General features: G+C 38.6%; 11 protein-coding genes, 6 tRNA genes and 1 rRNA gene. 1 reads left to right on the forward strand and 17 read right to left on the reverse strand.

Annotated features, from left to right (window positions below):
- Positions 1-609 precede the first annotated feature (609 nt).
- The 13 genes from glmS to ACIQVU_RS19525 all read right to left on the reverse strand — a co-directional run bounded on the left by glmS (position 610) and on the right by ACIQVU_RS19525 (position 9,823).
- The gene (glmS, locus tag ACIQVU_RS19465; RefSeq protein ID WP_340808648.1) at positions 610-2,412 is read right to left on the reverse strand and encodes a glutamine--fructose-6-phosphate transaminase (isomerizing); all 1,803 of its coding nucleotides are present in this window, start codon (positions 2,410-2,412) and stop codon (positions 610-612) included.
- A gap of 637 nt (positions 2,413-3,049) precedes the next feature.
- Positions 3,050-4,402 carry a phosphoglucosamine mutase gene (gene glmM / locus ACIQVU_RS19470; RefSeq protein ID WP_340808205.1) on the reverse strand — a complete coding sequence of 451 codons (1,353 nt, stop codon included), beginning with the start codon at positions 4,400-4,402 and terminating at the stop codon, positions 3,050-3,052.
- Positions 4,403-4,618: 216 nt separating this feature from the next.
- On the reverse strand, positions 4,619-5,746 hold the full coding sequence (locus tag ACIQVU_RS19475) for a CdaR family protein (protein ID WP_402896892.1): 1,128 nt from the start codon (positions 5,744-5,746) through the stop codon (positions 4,619-4,621).
- Complete coding sequence (cdaA, locus tag ACIQVU_RS19480) at positions 5,739-6,575, reverse strand: diadenylate cyclase CdaA (RefSeq protein WP_340808207.1); 837 nt, start codon at positions 6,573-6,575, stop codon at positions 5,739-5,741. Before cdaA ends, ACIQVU_RS19475 begins: the two co-directional genes overlap by 8 nt.
- Before the next feature lie 148 nt (positions 6,576-6,723).
- The gene (locus tag ACIQVU_RS19485) at positions 6,724-7,350 is read right to left on the reverse strand and encodes an anti-sigma factor family protein (protein WP_340808208.1); all 627 of its coding nucleotides are present in this window, start codon (positions 7,348-7,350) and stop codon (positions 6,724-6,726) included.
- A 13-nt stretch (positions 7,351-7,363) separates the two neighbouring features.
- A complete protein-coding gene (sigW, locus tag ACIQVU_RS19490; RefSeq protein ID WP_004225410.1) occupies positions 7,364-7,927 on the reverse strand; it encodes an RNA polymerase sigma factor SigW in 564 nt (187 codons plus the stop codon).
- Positions 7,928-8,058: 131 nt separating this feature from the next.
- Positions 8,059-8,964 carry an arginase gene (rocF, locus tag ACIQVU_RS19495; RefSeq protein ID WP_340808209.1) on the reverse strand — a complete coding sequence of 302 codons (906 nt, stop codon included), beginning with the start codon at positions 8,962-8,964 and terminating at the stop codon, positions 8,059-8,061.
- A gap of 184 nt (positions 8,965-9,148) precedes the next feature.
- Positions 9,149-9,221 (reverse strand) — tRNA-Lys (locus tag ACIQVU_RS19500).
- Between the two features lie 14 nt (positions 9,222-9,235).
- Positions 9,236-9,310: transfer RNA gene (locus tag ACIQVU_RS19505), tRNA-Gln, on the reverse strand.
- 16 nt (positions 9,311-9,326) lie between these two features.
- Positions 9,327-9,410: transfer RNA gene (locus ACIQVU_RS19510), tRNA-Tyr, on the reverse strand.
- A 15-nt stretch (positions 9,411-9,425) separates the two neighbouring features.
- Positions 9,426-9,501, reverse strand: a tRNA-Val gene (locus ACIQVU_RS19515).
- A 56-nt stretch (positions 9,502-9,557) separates the two neighbouring features.
- A tRNA-Glu gene (locus tag ACIQVU_RS19520) sits at positions 9,558-9,632 on the reverse strand.
- Between the two features lie 114 nt (positions 9,633-9,746).
- Positions 9,747-9,823: transfer RNA gene (locus tag ACIQVU_RS19525), tRNA-Asn, on the reverse strand.
- Between the two features lie 272 nt (positions 9,824-10,095).
- Here ACIQVU_RS19525 and mbcS point away from each other — a divergent pair.
- Complete coding sequence (mbcS, locus tag ACIQVU_RS19530) at positions 10,096-11,676, forward strand: acyl-CoA synthetase MbcS (protein WP_340808210.1); 1,581 nt, start codon at positions 10,096-10,098, stop codon at positions 11,674-11,676.
- A 79-nt stretch (positions 11,677-11,755) separates the two neighbouring features.
- Here mbcS and ACIQVU_RS19535 read toward each other — a convergent pair whose 3' ends face one another.
- The 4 genes from ACIQVU_RS19535 to rrf form a co-directional block, all read right to left on the reverse strand.
- Entirely contained in the window at positions 11,756-12,886 is a 1,131-nt protein-coding gene (locus ACIQVU_RS19535; RefSeq protein ID WP_340808211.1) for an MGDG synthase family glycosyltransferase, read from the reverse strand.
- Positions 12,887-12,907: 21 nt separating this feature from the next.
- Positions 12,908-13,492, reverse strand: a complete 585-nt coding sequence (locus ACIQVU_RS19540; protein WP_340808212.1) for a DedA family protein — start codon at positions 13,490-13,492, stop codon at positions 12,908-12,910.
- A gap of 8 nt (positions 13,493-13,500) precedes the next feature.
- Positions 13,501-14,184: a polysaccharide deacetylase family protein gene (locus ACIQVU_RS19545; protein WP_340808213.1), complete on the reverse strand. Its 684-nt coding sequence runs from the start codon at positions 14,182-14,184 to the stop codon at positions 13,501-13,503.
- Between the two features lie 539 nt (positions 14,185-14,723).
- Positions 14,724-14,818 (reverse strand): 5S ribosomal RNA (gene rrf, locus ACIQVU_RS19550); the annotation flags it as partial.

Genomic DNA, 14,818 nt, shown 5'->3' on the forward strand with positions numbered 1-14,818 from the left:
GTTTCTCGCCCTTTTCCCCGCCTTTTTTCGGGCATAAAAAGACCGAAGGTCTGCCTGAATCGAATCAGGAAACTTTCGGTTTTAGGAACGTTCTTGTATCCACCCAAAAAACTCGTTCCAACTCCCCTCCTCCCTTAACCCTTACCAACTCTTACTCCCCCAACGCCTCAAGCCCTTTTCCATTATTACCCTCCTAATAAAGTCGTTCCCGCATTTTCCCCACATTCATCTAATTTTTGTTCAGATTTTACAACCATTTTGGACTAAAAAAGTCGTTCCAGAGTAGAGTTAAGGGATTAGGTTTTAGGGGAAAAGAAAAAGGAATAAAGGCTTGAACCCCTTATTCCTTCTGGCTTTTTTCAATTTTAATCTTGCTCTTTAATTCCCTATTTCTTCCTTAACCCTTGTTTCTACTCTACCGACTTTTTTTGACCTGAACCGAGTTTTTTTGGTTAGGAGCGAGTTTATTGGGTGAAGACAGACAAGAAGTAAAGGAGTGATAGATATTAGTCAATGACTAACATCTATCACTCCTTAATTTAAATCTCGATAATGTAAATTAAACAACTTTATTATTCGAACAAAAAAAACACTCCAACCCAAAACCACTTACTCCACAGTCACCGATTTTGCGAGGTTACGTGGTTTGTCTACGTCACAGCGGCGGTGTAGTGCTGCGTAATAGCTAATTAGCTGTAATGGCACTACTGCTACAAGTGGTGTTAGTAATTCATGAACGTGTGGAATTACTAGACGGTCGCCATCCTCGTCGATACCAGCCATTGCGATAATACATGGGTATGCACCACGAGCTGCTACCTCTTTAACATTGCCGCGGATATTTAATGCCACTGCCTCCTGTGTAACAAGTGCAAATACTGGTGTGCCTTCTTCGATTAGAGCAATTGTTCCATGCTTCAGCTCGCCACCTGCAAAGCCCTCTGCTTGAATATAAGAGATTTCTTTTAGTTTTAAAGCTCCTTCAAGGCTTACGTAGAAGTCAATATTGCGACCGATAAAGAAAGCATTGCGTGCGATTTTTAAGTAATCCTCTGCGATGTCCTCTAAAACATCTTTGGAGTCAATAATTGTTTGGATACCGTTTGCCGCAATGGCAAGCTCTTGTTTTAGGTCAAATTCTAAGCCTTTGCCATTTGCCCTTGCTGTTACATAGGCTGTTAAAGCAAGGACAGCTACTTGTGCCACATAAGCTTTTGTAGAAGCTACAGCAATTTCTGGACCTGCGTGTAATAATAGTGTATGGTCTGCTTCACGTGATAGTGTAGAGCCAGGTACGTTTGTAACTGTTAATGTTGGATAGCCAAGCTCTTTAATTTTCACAAGCACTTGACGGCTATCTGCTGTTTCACCTGATTGTGTAATAAAGATAAATAAAGGCTTTTCTGAGAGCAGTGGCATATTGTAGCCAAATTCACTTGAAATATGCACCTCTACTGGGATGCCAGCCATTTTTTCGAAATATTGCTTGCCGATTAAGCCTGCATGATAGCTTGTGCCAGCCGCAATAATATATAGACGGTCTGCTGCTTGCAATGCTGCTAAAATTTCAGCATCAATTGTTAAATCGCCATTGTCACCTTCATATGCTTGAATAATTTTGCGGATAACTGTAGGCTGCTCATCCATTTCCTTTAACATATAGTGAGGATATGTGCCTTTTTCAATATCGCTCATATCAAGCTCTGCTGTATAGGATGCACGCTCTACTACAGAGCCATCTAATTTTGTAATGATAACATTGTCTTTGTGTACAATCACAACCTCTTTATCATGAAGCTCAATATATTGATCTGTTACTTGGAGCATTGCCATTGCATCAGACGCAACAACATTAAAGCCTTCACCAACACCTACTAAAAGTGGTGATTTATTTTTTGCTACAAAAATTGTATCTGCCGCTTCTGCATCTAATAGCGCTAATGCATAAGAGCCGTGTAGCAATGATAAAGTTTTGCGGAAAGCATCTGCTGTGCTTAGACCTTCCTTCACAAATAGCTCTACTAATTGCACAATAACCTCTGTATCTGTATCAGATTGCATTGGGATGCCTTTTAAGTATGTTTTTTGTAGTAAATGATAGTTTTCAATAACCCCATTATGCACAAGTGTAAAGCGCCCTGATGCACTTTGATGTGGGTGGGCATTTAAACGGTTTGGCACACCATGTGTTGCCCAGCGTGTATGACCAATACCAATTTTCGCCACAACGTCTTTGTCTACTGCCTCACGTAAATCAGCAATACGTCCCTTTTCTTTAAAAACCGTTACGCCTTCTTCATTGCGTACTGCAATCCCTGCAGAGTCGTAGCCACGGTATTCTAGTTTCTCTAAACCTTTTAATAAAATTTCCTTTGCATCTAATTCTCCAATATATCCTACAATTCCACACATAAATTTACGTCCTCCGATATTGTCAATTTTATACAATAACAAATTAGACCTCATCTTATCGAATTTTTGGAATGTATAAGTAATGCTTTATTTTATACAAAATAGAGCATACCTCTACGTGCCAATACTGTGCCCTCTCAGCCGTCTGAGTGAAAGCTATTCGATATATGAAGCTTCTTTTAATGATTTATTGTTGTACTTATACCTTCTCCATTTTCTGTACATTCAATCGCTCAAATGCTTTCAAAATGAAAAATGACAATCGGGTATGTCGATCGGGAGGCATCCGCCGAATTTTCGATAAACCTCCACCTCGTCTGCTGAAGATAGTTGTCGTCCGATTTCTTCAGCTCAGGCGCTATAATTGTTTTCCGATTTTGCGCTCTCTTCCCTCCTTCTGCGCTTGTTCAAGGATAAGGTCGGACCTTTCCTTCAACCTCTCCATCATACTCAATCATATGCTATCCGTCAAATTTTCGTTATACATTATCGAATCAAATCGCTCACAATTCGATTCTTCTGCTCTATTTGATATTGTATCCATCACTTCACCCTCTCTATCCACCATTTCAACAATTCTATCCGTATAAAAAGCTCAATCTCCCATTACACAATGAGAAATTGAGCTTCACTATCTTTATTCAGCTAAGCCCATTTCTGTACGTACAACATCTGCAATACGCTCTACATAACGCTCACAATCTGCTTCAGTAGCAGCTTCCACCATCACACGCACAAGCGGCTCTGTGCCTGAAGGACGTACTAAGACACGGCCATTACCTGCCATTTCTGCTTCTACCTGTGCAATCACAGCAGCCACTTTAGCATTATCAGTTACAGCGTGCTTGTCTGTTACACGAACATTGACAAGACGTTGAGGGAAGATTTGCATTTCAGCAGCAAGCTCTGATAGCTTTTTGCCTGTTGCCTTCATAATGTTAACGAGCTGAATACCTGTTAGTAAGCCATCACCTGTTGTATTGAAATCTAGGAATACAATATGTCCTGACTGCTCGCCACCTAAATTATAGTCATTGGCACGCATTTCTTCTACAACATAGCGGTCACCAACAGCCGTTTGCACGCTTTGCATACCGTTATCCGCTAATGCTTTATAGAAGCCCATATTGCTCATAACTGTTGATACAATTGTTTGCTTTTTCAAACGTCCCACTGTATTTAAATGCTTACCGATAATAAACATAATTTGGTCGCCATCAACAATTTTACCATTTTCATCTATGGCAATTAAACGATCACCATCACCATCAAACGCTAAACCAACATCTGCATCTTTTTCTATTACAAATTGAGCCAATTTTTCTGGGTGTGTTGAACCAACACCATCATTAATATTTAAGCCTGTTGGTGAAGCACCCATTGTTGAAATATCAGCCTCTAAATCTGCAAATAGATGTGTTGCTAGTGATGAAGTCGCACCATGTGCACAGTCAAGTGCTACATGAATACCGTCAAACTCTTCACCCACTGTTTGTTTTAAGTATTGAATATATTTTTGTCCACCTTCAAAATAATCGCTTACAGACCCTAAATCAGCTCCAATTGGACGTGGTAATGTATCCTCCTGCGCATCTAGTAATGCTTCGATTTCGGCTTCTTGGGCATCCGTTAGCTTAAAGCCATCAGGGCCAAAAAATTTAATACCATTGTCAGCAACAGGGTTATGTGAAGCTGAAATCATGACGCCTGCATCTGCACTCATAATTCGAGTAAGGTAGGCAACTCCTGGTGTTGAAATAATTCCAAGACGCATTACTTCTACGCCAATTGATAAAAGACCAGCAACGAGTGCACCTTCAAGCATTTCGCCTGAAATACGTGTGTCACGACCTATTAAAACCTTTGGACGTTCAGTCGCATCCTTTGTTAGCACATAGCCGCCTACACGACCAAGCTTAAATGCAAATTCTGGTGTTAATTCACTATTCGCGACGCCACGGACGCCATCTGTTCCAAAATATTTACCCATTCTACTTATTCTCTCCTTCAATGCATGACCATGCCTACTAAGTTTTACTTTCAAGACACTTGTCCGCTTACTTTTGGAAAAAGTCTGTTTTGTTCATTTATTGGTAGCTATTCATAACCCTACAGCTCGTTTATTTGGCGAAGACCGTTACTTAGCCAAACAAACGTTAATTGGGTTTTGATTTAGAATCAACATAAAATTATAGCCAGATATTGTCTAAGAATCAACATTCTCTGTTTCTTCTGTTGATGTATTTTTATCATCAGTTGTTGTATTGTCATCAGTCACATCATTTTCCTCAGCTGGAGGTGGTGATTGTGGTGTTTCCTCTGTAACTGTCGGCGTCGTCTGCTGTTCCTGTTGTTGCCCCTGCTGCTCTTGCTGTTCTTGCGGTTCTAGTTGCTCTGTCCTTGTAATATCTGCCTCTACCTTTACTTTTTTGTCAGACACTTTTGTCACACCATCTGGTAACTTTACATCAATTTCATAAGTTTTTGACTCTGTAATTGTTGATAAATCAACCGTTACTGGAATATCTGCTAAAGCATCAATAATCGACTTTTTACCATATACCTTCATTGTTTTAGGTGTCAATGTTAAAGAGTTGATTGTAATATTATTTGCTGCCTTGCCAGTTTCTCTTATGACTACTGGCAGCTCTCTACTGTACTCCCCTATGTCTATTTGCACCTTCACTGTTTCAGGTTCGATGATAACATCCAGTTTATTCAAATCTCGGTCTAATACTTTTACTGCCGCTTCCTGTGAGAAGGATTGCTTTAAGCCTTGCTCACCTGTAACAGTTGCTTTTACATAACTGATGCTTTCAATAGCGCTTTTCGCACCTGTTATATAAACAGTCGGTGGATCGGCTACCATATCCTTCAATATATAGCCCTCTTCAATTAAACGACTATTCATTTCAGGGTCTACACGGAACTCCTGTGTTACTTTTTCCTCAATATTGACACGTACTGTTTCAGGGTCTAATGTGACATCTAGCTTTTCTGAAATATTTTCATACTGTAGATTTACATCATGTTCTCCCATTAATAAGTTACTTAAATCAACAAACACCGAAAAATCCTTTGATGCCTTTGTTTTAAGCACCAATGCCATTGGACCTTCTATCGTAACATCTACCGTTTCAGGCAAGCCTGTGATAATAAAGTTTTCATTATCATAATAAACATCTACTGGCACATCATGAATGACATCTTTCTGTTCATTCGATGTTGTTTTATTTATTGGAGATAGCTCAGTACGAACTGAGAAAAAAAGCAAAAATGCCAAAAATAGCGCGATAATTCTTAATACCCAAGGGCTATCCATCATTTTATCCATTCTTTTTCCCCCTCCAAGTCAACTTAGAGGCTGCATTTGATTCCTGTGCTGATCCGAACCACATTTTGCGTAGCAATGTTTCGAATTCCTCTAGAGAAAGATTGCGGTGGAGATTACCATTTAACGTAATACTGATTGCACCTGTTTCCTCTGATACAACAATTGTAATCGCATCTGTCACTTCACTTAAGCCAAGGGCAGCACGGTGGCGTGTTCCTAGCTCTTTTGAAATAAACGGACTTTCAGAAAGCGGTAAATAACAGGCTGCTGCTGTAATTTTATCTCTTTGCATAACCACTGCTCCATCATGTAGCGGTGTATTTGGTATAAAGATATTGATAAGCAACTCTGATGAAATTTCAGCATTTAGTCCTATACCTGTTTCAATATATTCATTTAGGCCCGTTTCCTTTTCAATAGAAATTAACGCACCTATTCGACGTTTGGCCATATAGCTAACAGATTTTTTCATAGCCTCAATAAGCCTTGTCTGTTCCTCCTCTACTTGACTAGAAGAGCGCTGGAATAGCTTCCCTCGACCAATCTGCTCAAGCCCACGCCTAATTTCAGGTTGGAATATAATAATAATCGCTAGGAAACCATACTCAATTACTTGTTGTAGCATCCAACCAAGCGTTTGTAACCCTAAAAGGTCTGTTGCGATGCGCGCAATAATAATGACGAAAATCCCTTTTAGTAATTGAACAGCCTTCGTACCTTTAATGAGGGTTAAGACTTTATAGACAACGTACCAAACAAGCAGTACATCAATGAAGTTAATAGCAATATTCACAGGCGTTAAATCTGTGAAATATTCGATAATTTGCATGTGGCATCCCCCACTTTTCATTACGAATCCATACACATTTAAGTATATCACATTCTTAACAATGTAACTTTTTTCAAATAAAAAGTCTACTCAAAAGAGTAGACTTTTCAGCCTCTCACGTGCACTATTGTTTAGGACGTATAGAGTGTTATTTAGTTTCGTCTTTGTCATCAAATGTCATGGCTGATTTTACAGAGTTTTTAATCTTATACCATAACCATTCAAACACTTCATCAATTTCTTCAATTTTACCTGAAACGACTGCTGAAGATGCCATATATTGCCCGTTAATTACTGTGACGTCACCATCAACTTCACCTTCAATAATCAAATCGCCATTTTTCACAACAATATCGCCCTTCACCACTTCTCCTTCAGGCACAATTACCGTTTGACCATCCACTACTAAATTTGGTTGCTTGGTCACAGAGAAGTTTTGATCATCCATAAAGCTACCAAGCAATGTAGCGCTCATGAATAAGCAAAATACTGCTGCTGCCACAAAGAATGGATGCCGGCGTATCCATTTTTGTATACCTACTCGACTTTTTGGTTTTGGTAAGCGAGCCATCACTGCTGTTTCAAAACCGGGAGGCGCTGTAATGTGGGAAGCACTTTTCACAAAGGCGATTGTTTCACTTAATTCTTGCATCATTTGTTTACAATCATTACATGTATGCAAGTGCTCCTTCAGCTCTTGCTCATGCTCACGACTAATGTCACCGTCTAAATAATCATGCATATATTCTATAATATGCTCTGGACAAGTATTCATGACGCTCCCCCTCCTACAGATTGTTTAATTGTTTACGTAATGCCTCACGTCCGCGATGAATTCTTGTTTTCACCGTGCCAAGCGGCATATCCAAAATCTCGCTAATTTCTTGTAACGATAACTCTTCTATATATTTCAATACGATAACTGAACGATATTTATCCGGCAAACGTCCAATCTCATATTGAATGCGATCTTGTAGCTCCATCTGCTCTAACTGTTCCTCTGGTAGCTGGTCGTCTGCTGCAATTTGTGAATACATATCAAGCCCTTCTGTACCAGCTACTTCCGCATCTAAATAATAATCTGGCTTCTTTTTACGAATACGGTCTATACAAAGGTTTGTCGCTATGCGATAAAGCCACGTAGAAAATTTTCTTTTCTGATCAAAAGTATGCAGGTTCATATAAGCACGAACAAAGGCTTCTTGAGCAATATCCTCAGATTCCTGCTTGTTGCCTAACATTCGATAGCATACTTGGTACAGTTTGTGCTGATAGAGACTCACAATATCGGCAAATGCGTTTTGATCGCCTTTAAGCACTTGTTTTATTCTCTTATTTACTAACGCATCCATTGTGTTGACTTCTCCACCTTTACAACTGTCTTATACTATACGAACCATCAATAAGAAAAGTTTCGTTTTTTTTATTATAGCAAAAGATTTTTATGCAATGTGGCAATAGGCAATTTTTTGTCAAATATTATTTAAACCAGTGTTTCTCCAAATAAAGAACCCATTAATGCAACAGCAACATTTGCAGTTGTATTCTTTTCATCTAAAATTGGATTCACTTCTACAAACTCAGCTGACGTTAACATGCCTGATTCCTGTAGCATTTCCATTGCTAAATGACTTTCACGGTACGTAATTCCTCCAGGAACAGGTGTACCAACTCCTGGTGTATAAAGTGGGTCTAAACCATCTAAATCAAGTGATAAGTGTAAGCCATCTACATTGCGCTCTTTTAAATAAGCAAGCGCATCTTCCATAACACGCGTCATACCAAGTCGATCAATCTCATGCATTGTATACACTTTAATGCCTTGCTGACGAATCAATTCTCGCTCACCAGGGTCTACTGAGCGTGCTCCAATGATAATAACATTCTCTGGCTTAATTTTTGGTGCATGGTTACGAATTTGTACTAAACGTTCATGTCCTAATCCAATGCTTACCGCTAATGGCATACCATGAATATTACCAGAAGGCGTTGTTTCAGGTGTGTTTAAGTCTGCATGTGCATCAAACCAAATAACACCTAGATTATTATAATGTTCACCTAGTCCCGCTAGTGTGCCAATTGCAATGCTATGATCCCCGCCAAAAACAAGTGGGAATTTTTTCTCCTCTATTACTTCATGTACGCTATTAGCTAAAGCAGTACTTACTTCTACTACTTCCTCTAAGTTCAATAATTTTTCATCAACAACAGCATCTGCATGTTTGTGACTTACACGAATATCCCCTTGGTCATGCACCTCATGTCCAATAGCCTTTAAACGATCTACAATACCTGCATAGCGAATAGCGCTTGGCCCCATATCCACACCTCGTCGCGTTTGGCCATAATCTGATGGTACACCGATAATAGAAATATTTAGTTTATTCATGTTTTTATACCCCCTAAAAGTTATAAGATCATTGTAAACCCTAGACATCACTTGGCTCAACTTAACATAAATATGCATATTTATTCAAATTGAAATAGCATAAAAAAATCTCCTACCGTTATTAGTAAGAGATTAGTTATCTGTAGTTAATATAACACTTTTTAATATTGTTTATTCAAAAAAGTGAGCCATGAAGGACTCGAACCTTCGACCCTCTGATTAAAAGTCAGATGCTCTACCAACTGAGCTAATGGCTCATAAAAGAAAAAAATGGCTGGGGTACTAGGATTCGAACCTAGGCATGACGGAATCAAAATCCGTTGCCTTACCGCTTGGCTATACCCCAATCATTTATAAAAAACTGGTGGAGGGGGACGGATTCGAACCGCCGAACCCTAAGGAGCGGATTTACAGTCCGCCGCGTTTAGCCACTTCGCTACCCCTCCGAAATAACACAATAATGGTGGAGGATGACGGGCTCGAACCGCCGACCCCCTGCTTGTAAGGCAGGTGCTCTCCCAGCTGAGCTAATCCTCCATAGAAACAAGTGTTATATTACAGTTTATTTTCTTTTAAAGCCTGTACATTATAAATGGTGACCCCTACGGGATTCGAACCCGTGTTACCGCCGTGAAAGGGCGGTGTCTTAACCACTTGACCAAGGGGCCAAAATATTAAGTCTTAAACAAGACAAGAACTATAATAACATTACTTTTTAATTACCGCAAGACTTTTTTATAATTTTTTTATGTATAAATATATTTTAAAAAAGAGCAAAAAAATGGCTCCGAAGGCAGGACTCGAACCTGCGACAACCTGATTAACAGTCAGGTGCTACTACCAACTGAGCTACTTCGGAACAATAATGATATTCACTTTAGTATTGTAAAGCTCTTAAGTACATTTATTATTATAGCAACGATTATTAATAATGCAAGACATTTTGCAGATTTTTTTACGTTTTACAGTTAGAATGTTTTACCTCTCACCTCGAAATGTATAATAGTTCTCTATTAAAACTAATATTTCTATTTTGCATACCATATATTGTTGCTGTATATTATTGTAATTGTTAAAATAAAAATAGTTTTAGGAATTTTCTATTAAATTTCTTTAAGGGGGAATGTTTATATGGTAACTACAAACGATTTAATTGCACCTGAATTTTATAATATCACGGAGGAATTAGAAAAATTTTCTCAGGATAATGATCGCCAAGCCATTCGTTGGATAAATGCACAGCAGGAAAGACGAACAGTTTCTTATGCAGAGCTTATTCAAAAAATGAACCAGTATGCGAATGCTTTTACAAAACAAGGGCTTCAAAAGGGTGATCGTGTATTAGTGATTACCCCCCGCCTTCCAGAAGCATATTTTGTTTTTCTTGGCTGCTTAAAGGCTGGTATTGTCCCTATTTCGTGCTCAGAAATGCTACGTGCAAGTGATTTAGAATATCGTATGGAACATTCATCTGCTAGTGCAGTTATTGCCTATGGAGCCTTTACTGGCGAGGTTGATCGAATTACCTCTACCGTAGGAGCATTAAAAAATAAATTAGTTATTGGTACAGCAGTCGGCGATTGGGTATCTTTAGATGAATTAGCGAATACACAACCAACTACATTTACAGCTGTTACAACTAAGCGTGATGATATGGCATTCCTTTCCTATACTTCTGGTACGACAGGTAAGCCTAAAGGTGTTGTTCATTCACATGGCTGGGGTTATGCACATATTCGAACGGCTGCCTCACAATGGCTTTGTGTACGGGAAGGTGATTTAGTATGGGCAACAGCAGCTCCAGGCTGGCAAAAATGGATTTGGAGCCCGTTTTTATCAACGATAATGCTTGGTGCTACTGCATTCGTCTATCATGGCGGTTTCGATGCAAAAACATACCTTCAGCTTATTCAAGATGAAAAAATCAATGTCCTATGCTGTACACCGACTGAATATCGTATTATGGCAAAGCTTGATAATTTACAAGATTATAATCTATCCTCTCTTCGTAGCGCTGTTTCTGCTGGTGAACCATTAAATCGTCCAGTTATTGAAACATTTTTAAAGCATTTTGCTCTAAAAGTACGGGATGGCTATGGGCAAACTGAAAATACATTATTAATTGGCACACTCGAAAATACTGAATTACGCCCTGGCTCAATGGGTGTTCCAACTCCGGGTAATATTGTACGTATTATCGACCATGAGGGCAATGAAGCACCTGTTGGCGAAGTTGGTGATATTGCTATACACAAATCTTCACCAGCCCTATTCAAAGAATATTATCGAGAACCTGAGCGCACACAGGCTGCTTTCCGTGGTGAATGGTATATTACAGGAGATCAGGCAAAACGTGATGAGGATGGTTACTTCTGGTTTGAAGGACGTGGAGATGACATTATTATTTCATCTGGTTATACAATTGGACCATTTGAGGTAGAGGATGCATTAAATAAGCATGAGGCTGTCCAAGAATGTGCGGTAGTCGCTGCGCCAGATGAAATTAGAGGACATATTGTCAAAGCCTTTATTATCCTACGAGATGGCTTTAAAGAGCGTGATGAGGAAGCATTAATCAAAGAGCTTCAAGAGCATGTAAAAGCTTTAACAGCACCATATAAATATCCTCGTAGCATTGTCTTTATTGACGAATTACCAAAAACAACGTCTGGCAAAATCCGCCGTGTTGAGCTACGAGCAGCAACTGTTTAAAAGGATTTTTCAAAGGTTGTAATAAGAGGGCTGCTGGAATAGTCAGGTATTAACTGGCTTTTCCACAGTCCTTTTTTACTTAAGCAGGACACATCGCACCTGTGACAAGTTGCTTTTTAAGCATCCATTGCATAAATGCTTCCCATTCCTCAGCCGTTTTTAGCTGTAAATTATTGAAATAGCTAGCTATTTGTTGTCTATAGTGGGACATCGCTTCTTCATTTAACAACAGCTGCTCAAGTTGGTGGTGGAGGCTTTCATGTTTATTAAGCGTGTAGGCTAAACCCTTCTCTGTTAAATATCGCAAATTATGCTCTTCTTGCCCTGGTAAAACCGAATGAACAAAAATAGGTAGCCTCTTATGTAACACCTCGCTAATTGTTACACCACCTGGCTTTGTTATAATAGCATCCATTTGATCATACAAACAATTCATTTCTGTGCGTGATTCAATATAAGGTAATGGCGTAATATTTGGTAATTTCCAAGCAATAATTTTTTGATACAGCTTATTATTTTTACCGCAGAGAATATGGTAATGAAAGTGCTCACTCTGTTTAAGTTGTTCATATAAATTAGTACAATCCAATAAACCAGAATTGCCACCAGCAATTAAGATATTGCGTGCAAAATTATGAAGCCTTGTTGTACATAACATTTCCTTATGAACAGGAATACCCGTTACAAATATGGCGGATTCATCTACACCTCGTCTAATTAAAGCTTCCTTCATTTCTTTCATTGGCACAAAATGATAGTCAATCGCAGTAATTCCCCAAAGCTGATTCATAAAAAAATCGGTATAAACATTGACAACCGGGATACTGCAGCGACCACTTTGCTTAAGCTTACTCATTAAATAGGATGGCGCACTTTGTGTACAAAAAATAATATCAGGCTTTTCTTGTTCTAATAAACGCGCTAAATGCTTCAATAATAGTTCATATAATTTAAAGCTTTGCTCTATATCTTTTGGTGTATCAAACACTTTTTTATAAAACTTCGTATATAGTAAAGGCGCATATTGAATCCATGATAAATAGCTTTGTGATATTATCTTTTCTACAAAAGGATTTGTATAATGCAATAAATCTACCTTTTTTACTTCAATATCTTTATTATGCTGTGTAATAAAGTCCATTAATGCATCTGCTACTTGATGATGCCCTGTTTGGATCGTTAAAAAAGGTAGAAACAATGCCTTACTCATGTAAACCCCTCCTCACACTTTTCACTTAAAGCGTAGTCCTTTTCTTTTTTTCCACAAAAAATAACTAATAAACACAATAGCGATACCTATTCCTATATACGGCGCTATCTCAGGTCCAATATGAAACACAGAGCCTAAAATGCGTCCTGCTAATAAAAAGGGAACAGCCCAAACTAGTGTTGCTAAAAAGGCATAAAGTAAGTAATTTTTAAATGGCACTCTACTAAGACCTGCCACGTATGGGCTTAACTGTCGTACACCCGGAATAAAAATTCCCACTACTACTGTACGAAGGGCATTACGATTATAGCCCTTACTAACTGTTGCTAAATTTCGCTCCGTCAAGCCGATAAATTTTCCAAAGCGCCTCATAAACGGATACCCCAACCAACGTCCAATTGCATATGCCACTAACAGCCCTGCATAAACACCAATAAAGATGCTTACAATAGACAAACCTAAAGACAAACGATGATAGCCTACAAATAATCCGACTAAAAAAATTAATGATTCCTCAGGTGCTGGAATGCCTACAATACCAAAAAATAGCGCTACAATAATAAGTACATAACCATAAGTTTCAAGCAGCTTGACTACTTCATCCATAACAACACCTACCTTAATGTGACAAACTTTGCTGTATGGGCATGCTTGCGCAAATAACCTTCTAAATGCTTCAGCATATACTTTGGCGCATCCTCATCTGCTCCTAATGTTTGCCCATTATCATGTAATAAAAAGATGCCCCCTGCTTTTGTTGCTTCTACTAGATCAGCCTCTAATGTATGCTGAATATGTGCAATCCGCCAATCTGTAAAGTGTCGTGTCCATAGTACAATGCGATATGGCTTTGTCAGCAGTGGTACACAAGCATTCAAATGTCCCCATGGTGGACGATATAAGGTTGGTCGCTTCCCTGTAATCTGTTCAATCACATGTGCACATTGCTCAATCTCTCTTTTTACTTTATATGGTGGCATTACCCAGTTTGACGTATGTTTATAATGATGGATACCAATAGCATGCCCTTCCTTATACATCCTCTTGATAATAGCTGGATATGCCTGTGCATGCTCACCAACTACAAAAAAGGTCACCTGTATATCAAATTCCTTTAGTAAATCCAATAGCTGTGGTGTATAGATTGGATGTGGCCCATCATCAAATGTTAATGCCACTCCTTTCTTACAACTAGTTTGCACTAGCGCTGTTTTTTTATAGATAGCTGTCGCTGCTATCGAGTAGGATAGCCATCCGCCTACGGTAAACAATACTGTTTTTGCTAAACCCTTTTTCAATTAATTTCCTCCCTAATAGTTATTATTACCCGTTATGTCATACCTGCCAAGTACCTGTATTTAATTTTTTATTATTAATACGTCTAAGAATTAGAAAAAGTTGCAAATTTATTACATCTTAAAGGTTAGTTTTTTTACTTTTTTCGGGATGAGATCCTAAATTTTAAATAATAACTAATATAAGCTGCGATCTGAGCCTATGGAAAGCGAATGCTAAAATAGAAGGTTCTTATAAATGTCTGGCATTCTACTCGTCTAATGGAAATCAAATATATGTGGCTAAATGAGCATTTATAAGTGCCTATATTATTTAAGAGATGGTTCATAAAATTATCATAAATATTCACAGTAGCGAGTTTAACAGCGTTTAAATAAAGATAAAACGATCAGATGAAGCATTAAAAATTTCTTTGACATTTTGAAGGCTAGGCATTTCTTTGAGGAAAGTTGGAAGTATTGAAGATATTATGGAGGATTAGAAAAGTTTATTTTAAAGCAAAAAAAAGCCACTACTGAGTGTATCAGCAGCGACTTTTTGCGCCTAGCGATGTCCTACTCTCACAGGGGGAAGCCCCCAACTACCATCGGCGCGAAAGAGCTTAACTTCCGTGTTCGGGATGGGAACGGGTGTGAC

Source organism: Lysinibacillus sp. NPDC098008 (assembly GCF_044760715.1).
Taxonomy (GTDB): domain Bacteria; phylum Bacillota; class Bacilli; order Bacillales_A; family Planococcaceae; genus Lysinibacillus.

What these genes read in the sequence shown, in the direction of transcription:
- glmS (WP_340808648.1), bottom strand. Translation starts at nt 2,412, where the DNA reads ATGTGTGGAATTGTAGGATATATTGGAGAATTAGATGCAAAGGAAATT.
- glmM (WP_340808205.1), bottom strand. Translation starts at nt 4,402, where the DNA reads ATGGGTAAATATTTTGGAACAGATGGCGTCCGTGGCGTCGCGAATAGT.
- ACIQVU_RS19475 (WP_402896892.1), bottom strand. Translation starts at nt 5,746, where the DNA reads ATGGATAAAATGATGGATAGCCCTTGGGTATTAAGAATTATCGCGCTA.
- cdaA (WP_340808207.1), bottom strand. Translation starts at nt 6,575, where the DNA reads ATGCAAATTATCGAATATTTCACAGATTTAACGCCTGTGAATATTGCT.
- ACIQVU_RS19485 (WP_340808208.1), bottom strand. Translation starts at nt 7,350, where the DNA reads ATGAATACTTGTCCAGAGCATATTATAGAATATATGCATGATTATTTA.
- sigW (WP_004225410.1), bottom strand. Translation starts at nt 7,927, where the DNA reads ATGGATGCGTTAGTAAATAAGAGAATAAAACAAGTGCTTAAAGGCGAT.
- rocF (WP_340808209.1), bottom strand. Translation starts at nt 8,964, where the DNA reads ATGAATAAACTAAATATTTCTATTATCGGTGTACCATCAGATTATGGC.
- mbcS (WP_340808210.1), top strand. Translation starts at nt 10,096, where the DNA reads ATGGTAACTACAAACGATTTAATTGCACCTGAATTTTATAATATCACG.
- ACIQVU_RS19535 (WP_340808211.1), bottom strand. Translation starts at nt 12,886, where the DNA reads ATGAGTAAGGCATTGTTTCTACCTTTTTTAACGATCCAAACAGGGCAT.
- ACIQVU_RS19540 (WP_340808212.1), bottom strand. Translation starts at nt 13,492, where the DNA reads ATGGATGAAGTAGTCAAGCTGCTTGAAACTTATGGTTATGTACTTATT.